3 protein-coding genes and 1 pseudogene are annotated in these 4,938 nt (G+C 71.9%); 3 read left to right on the top strand and 1 reads right to left on the bottom strand.

The genetic code is table 11. The features are described 5' to 3' along the window. The 3 genes and pseudogenes from ACY5KJ_RS17505 to ACY5KJ_RS17495 form a co-directional block, all read left to right on the top strand. Nucleotides 1–699: pseudogene (locus ACY5KJ_RS17505) on the top strand (fumarate reductase/succinate dehydrogenase flavoprotein subunit); the annotation flags it as partial. A 43-nt stretch (nt 700–742) separates the two neighbouring features. Then, a complete protein-coding gene (locus ACY5KJ_RS17500) occupies nt 743–1,489 on the top strand; it encodes a succinate dehydrogenase/fumarate reductase iron-sulfur subunit (protein ID WP_462186189.1) in 747 nt (248 codons plus the stop codon). 249 nt (nt 1,490–1,738) lie between these two features. Continuing rightward, nucleotides 1,739–2,986 carry an NAD(P)/FAD-dependent oxidoreductase gene (locus ACY5KJ_RS17495; protein ID WP_462203870.1) on the top strand — a complete coding sequence of 416 codons (1,248 nt, stop codon included), beginning with the start codon at nt 1,739–1,741 and terminating at the stop codon, nt 2,984–2,986. 75 nt (nt 2,987–3,061) lie between these two features. Here the strand turns inward: ACY5KJ_RS17495 and ACY5KJ_RS17490 are convergent. Beyond that, nucleotides 3,062–4,938, bottom strand: a 1,877-nt coding sequence (locus ACY5KJ_RS17490; protein WP_462203869.1) for a DUF4012 domain-containing protein, incomplete at its 5' end; no start/stop codon positions are given.

Here is a 4,938-nt window from a genome sequence, read left to right as displayed (position 1 = left end):
GGGCTGTGGGTGGGCTACGATCTGCAGAGCAGCATTCCGGGGCTCTTCGTGATCGGGGAGGCGAACTTCTCCGACCACGGCGCCAACCGTCTCGGCGCGAGCGCGCTGATGCAGGGTCTCGCCGACGGCTACTTCGTGCTGCCGCCCATGCTGGGTGACTACATCGCCTCGACGAAGCTGGGCGCGGTCGACGCGAGCCATCCCGCGGTCGCGGAGACGGCGGCCGAGGCGACGGGCCGGCTGACCCGCCTGCTCACCGTGAACGGCGACCGCACCGTCGACTCGTTCCACCGTGAGCTCGGCGAGATCATGTGGGACGAGTGCGGGATGGCGCGCAGCGAGGACGGCCTGCGCAAGGCGCTGGGGCGTCTTCCGGAGCTGCGCGAGGAGTTCTGGCGACAGGTCAAGGTGCCAGGCGGCGCGGGTAGTGTCAACCAGAGCCTGGAGCGGGCGAACCGGGTGTCGGACTTCCTCGAACTCGGCGAGCTGATGTGCGTCGACGCCCTGCACCGCGAGGAGTCCTGCGGGGGGCACTTCCGGGTCGAGAGCCAGACCCCGGACGGCGAGGCCCTTCGCGACGACGACCGGTTCGCCTACGTCGGGGCCTGGGAGTTCGCCGGCACGGAAACCCCGCCGGTGCTGCACCGCGAGGTTCTGGAGTTCGAGCACGTCCACCTCGCCCAGCGTAACTACGCGTGAGGCGGTGCCGGTCAATGGATCACGACTGTACGAGGAGCCGACCGTGAAGCTCACCCTTCGGATCTGGCGCCAGGCCGGACCGGACGAGCCAGGCCGCATGGTCACCTACGAGGTGCCCGACGCGAACCCGGACATGTCCTTCCTCGAACTGCTCGACGTGCTCAACGAGCGACTGACCCTGCAGGGCGAGGAGCCAGTCAGCTTCGACCACGACTGCCGCGAGGGCATCTGCGGCGCCTGCGGAGTGGTCATCAACGGCCAGGCCCACGGCCCCCGGGAACGAACCACCACCTGCCAGCTGCATGTGCGGGAGTTCTCCGACGGGGACGTCATCGACGTCGAGCCGTGGCGCTCGGTCGCATTCGGCGTCGTCCGCGACCTGATGGTGGACCGCTCCGGCCTCGACCGGATCATCCAGGCCGGCGGCTACATCAGCGCCCCGACGGGCAGCGCCCCCGAGGCGCACTCCACCCCGGTGCCCAAGGCCGTCGCGGACACGGCGTTCGACAACGCCACCTGCATCGGCTGCGGCGCCTGCGTCGCGGCCTGCCCCAACGGCTCGGCCATGCTGTTCACCTCGGCGAAGGTCGTGCACCTCAACAGCCTGCCCCAGGGCGCTCCGGAGCGGGCGAGCCGCACGCTCAACCTGGTCGAGGCCATGGATGCCGAGGGCTTCGGCGGGTGCACCAACACCGGGGAGTGCACCGTCGCCTGCCCGAAGGGCATCCCGCTGGACAGCATCGCCACGCTCAACCGCGAGGTCCTGCGGGCCTCGATCGGCCTCCGGTAGAGCGGAAAAGTGTGGAGGGTTAGGCACGGTCCAGAGACCGTGGACCGTGCCTAACCCTCCACCGAAAAGGAGCTCTTCGCGGTACGGCGGATCCGGCGGCGCGGGAGGATAATGGCGGCGGTGGGAAATCACCCGATCAAGGCGGACGTGACGGGATCGACGGACACGACCCGACCGGCCGGGAACGCCGCGGGGCTGAGCGCGCCGCACGGGTCACGCCTGCGTCCGGGGCACGCCGTTCCCGACCAGGTGGCGGTGATCGGCGGCGGGATGGTCGGGCTGTGCGTGGCGTGGTTCCTCCAGGACCACGGCAGGCGGGTGACGGTCTTCGACCGCGACCACCTCACCGCCGGGCCCACCTGGGCCGGAGCCGGATCGTCCTGGGGCAACGCCGGCTGGCTCACCCCGGGGCTCGCGACGCCCCTGCCGGAGCCCGCGGTCCTGCGCTACGGGCTGCGGGTGCTCCTGCGCCCGGACTCACCGGTGTACGTGCCTCCGGTCGCCGATCCGGGGCTCGCCCGCTTCATCGCCGGATTCGTCCGGCACAGCACGACCGCACGGTGGCGAACCGCCATGCGTGCGGTGGTGCCGTTGACCCGTGCTGCTCTCGGTGCCTTCGACGAGCTCGCGGCGGGCGGCGTGACCGCGCCGACCCGCGCCGCCAACCCGTTCCTGGCCGGCTATCGCGCCCGGTCCGGCCTCGACGCCCTCCTGACGGAGCTCGCCGAGATCCGGGCGACCGGCCAGCCCGTCGATGCCGAGGTGCTGGGCCCGGCGGCCGCCCGCGACCTCGAACCTCTGCTGTCCGAGCAGGTCCGGTACGTCGTGTCCGTGCATGGGCAGCGGTTCTGCGATCCCGGCCGCTTCGTCGCCGCCCTCGCCGACAGCGTCCGGGAACGCGGCGGCCTCGTGCACGAGGCGATGGCCATCGACGAGGTGCGCGAGGCAGGTGGCCGGGTGGAACTGCTCGGGCCAGGGGGGCCCGGTGGGCCTTACGACGCGGCGGTAATCGCCACCGGCGCCTGGCTTCCCCGGCTGGCCCGTCCGTTCGGGGTCCGCCTTCCCGTCCAGGCCGGTCGCGGATACAGCTTCCTGGTCGCGACCGAGCAGCCGCCGAGCGGTCCGATCTACTTCCCCACCTCCCGGGTGGCCTGCACTCCCCTGGGGGACGGCCTGCGGGTCGCCGGCATGATGGAGTTCCGCCATCCGGACGCGGCGGCCGACCCGCGGCGCATCCGGGCGGTGGTCGAGGCGACCCGCGGCCTGCTGCGCGGAGTGGACCTGGACACCCGCACCGCCGAATGGGTGGGACCACGCCCGTGCACCCCGGACGGTCTGCCGCTGATCGGCCCGACCACCTCGCCGCGTGTCTTCATCGCCGGCGGGCACGGCATGTGGGGCATCACCCTCGGCCCGGTCACCGGCCGCCTCCTCGCCGACGCCATCGCCACCGGTTCGCCCGCGGCCGAGCTGTCGCCGTTCGATCCGCTGCGTTGATGGCGAAGCGGATCAGGCCCCGATGCGGGCGACTCGATGCGAGTGAAGGGTCAGAACTCTCTGTAGTCAGAGTAGTCAGTTCTGGGCTTGAGATGACCTTTGGGATGACCAGGGAGGGACGACCGGCAGCCCCTGCACCTCCAATCGCTCCGCGACGGGCAACGGCTGCGGGCGCACGGTGAGCGCCGGGCCGCCTACCGGCTCCCGGACCTTGATTTCCAGGGTCCGGGTCTGGCCGCGATCGACGGTGAGATAGGTGGAGAGCACGGGACGCCCGGACTCGGAACCGCTGGCAAGGCCGATGGGCACACCGTCGAGCCGGGCACCGACGAGCCAGCTGCCTCGGCCCGTGTACACCGAGAGCCAGAGATTGTTCTGCGCCCGGGGATTCCCAGCGGCGTCCTTGAGATCCTGCCGGTGGCGCACATAGGCCGGCAGCCCGTCCGGGGCGGCGTTGGTGAGCCGGATCGTGATCGTCGCCACGCCGGCGCCGTTCGGCTGCCGCTGCAGGCGGTAGGTGGTCTGCCGCCGTAGCCAGTAGTCCAGCTTGCTCGCCGTCGCGTTCTGGGTGACGACCCCGAGAAACGGCCCGGGCACGTCCGGCAGCGCACCACCCAGCGCCGTGGACGAAAGAATCCGCTGCTCCTCGGCGTGGTTGCTGGATATTTCCAGCCGGCCCTCGCGAGCGGCCCGTCCCAGCGCGGTCACGAGTTTCGTCGTATCACCGGCTCCCGACTCCACGGCCGCATAGACGGCCTGACCGACCTGGGCGAAGAAGCGGTCGCGGGCGGCCGCGTCCATGATCTTGCCATAGACGCGCGACTCGACGAGATCGACCAGGTGCTCCGCGGCCACCGACGTGCCGTCGGGGAGCACCGCGGGCCGGCTCGCGGCGAGAAGATACGACAACGTCGTGGGGTCGACGCTGATCGTACCGTCGACGTCGAGGCCCGTGCCGGCCCGGTAGAACGCGCTGTAGAGCCTGCCGGCCATCGGGTAGTCGGGGGTCAGGTTGATATTCGCCCAGATACGGTCGGGCCAGAAGGCGCCGTAACGGACCGCGAACGGGACCGGCAGCCTCGTCGCGGGTCGCTGCTGGGTGGGGCCGCCCGGCAGAGCACCATTGCCCGAGATGCCGTCGAGGGACAGCCGCCCGTGCTCCGCGGTCAGCAGGCCGAACCCACCGATGATCCCCCCGTTGGCGCGGGACTCGGCCGGGTTCTGGACGATCAGCAGGTAGCGACGGGCACCGCCCCCGCCGAGCATGGCGGGACCGACCCGGGCGGCCAGAACGACGGTGCCCAGCGCACCGGACAGGCGCCGGCTCCGGTCGATCATCTCGGCGCGGGCGTCGGCGATGCCGCTGGCCCGCCCGGCCCATCCGCAGTCGGGTACGTTCTCCACTGCCGCCTGCAACGCGGAGATGGCGTTGAAGGATCGCTCGGCCGGGCGGCGGACCACGGCAAGCGCCCGGACATTGATCGTCATACGCTGGCGCAGCACCCGCGGATCGAGGGAGGGACCCAGGTCGGCCACGGCCGGCAGGCTGGTGCCGGCGACCGCGTCCACCTCTCGGATCAGTGTTGCCGCCGAGCGCAGCGGGCAGCCGGCGACGGGCAGCCGCCCGAACGCCGACCACACCGGATCCGAGGTCAGGGCCCGCGCATCGGTGGCCCGCCGCCGGATCTGCTCGAGCTGCGACCGCAACTCGGCCTCGCGGGGAAAGTCTCCGCTCAGAACCTGCCGCTGCAGGACGGCGATCCGCTGCCTGGCCTCGTCAAGACGGGACTTGGCCAGTAGTCCGCGCACGACCACCCAGGCGGTCATCGCCACCAGCACGACGAGGGCCGTCGCGACCCCGGCGGCCAGCCGGCGGTACCGGGCCCGGCGACCACGATGACGCCGGCGACCACGGCCGACGCGGTGCTGCCCCGCCCCGGCCTCGCCACCGC

Source organism: Frankia sp. CcWB3 (genome assembly GCF_977927595.1).
Note: the sequence above shows the minus strand (reverse complement) of the source record. Positions and strands in the feature narration are given on the sequence as shown.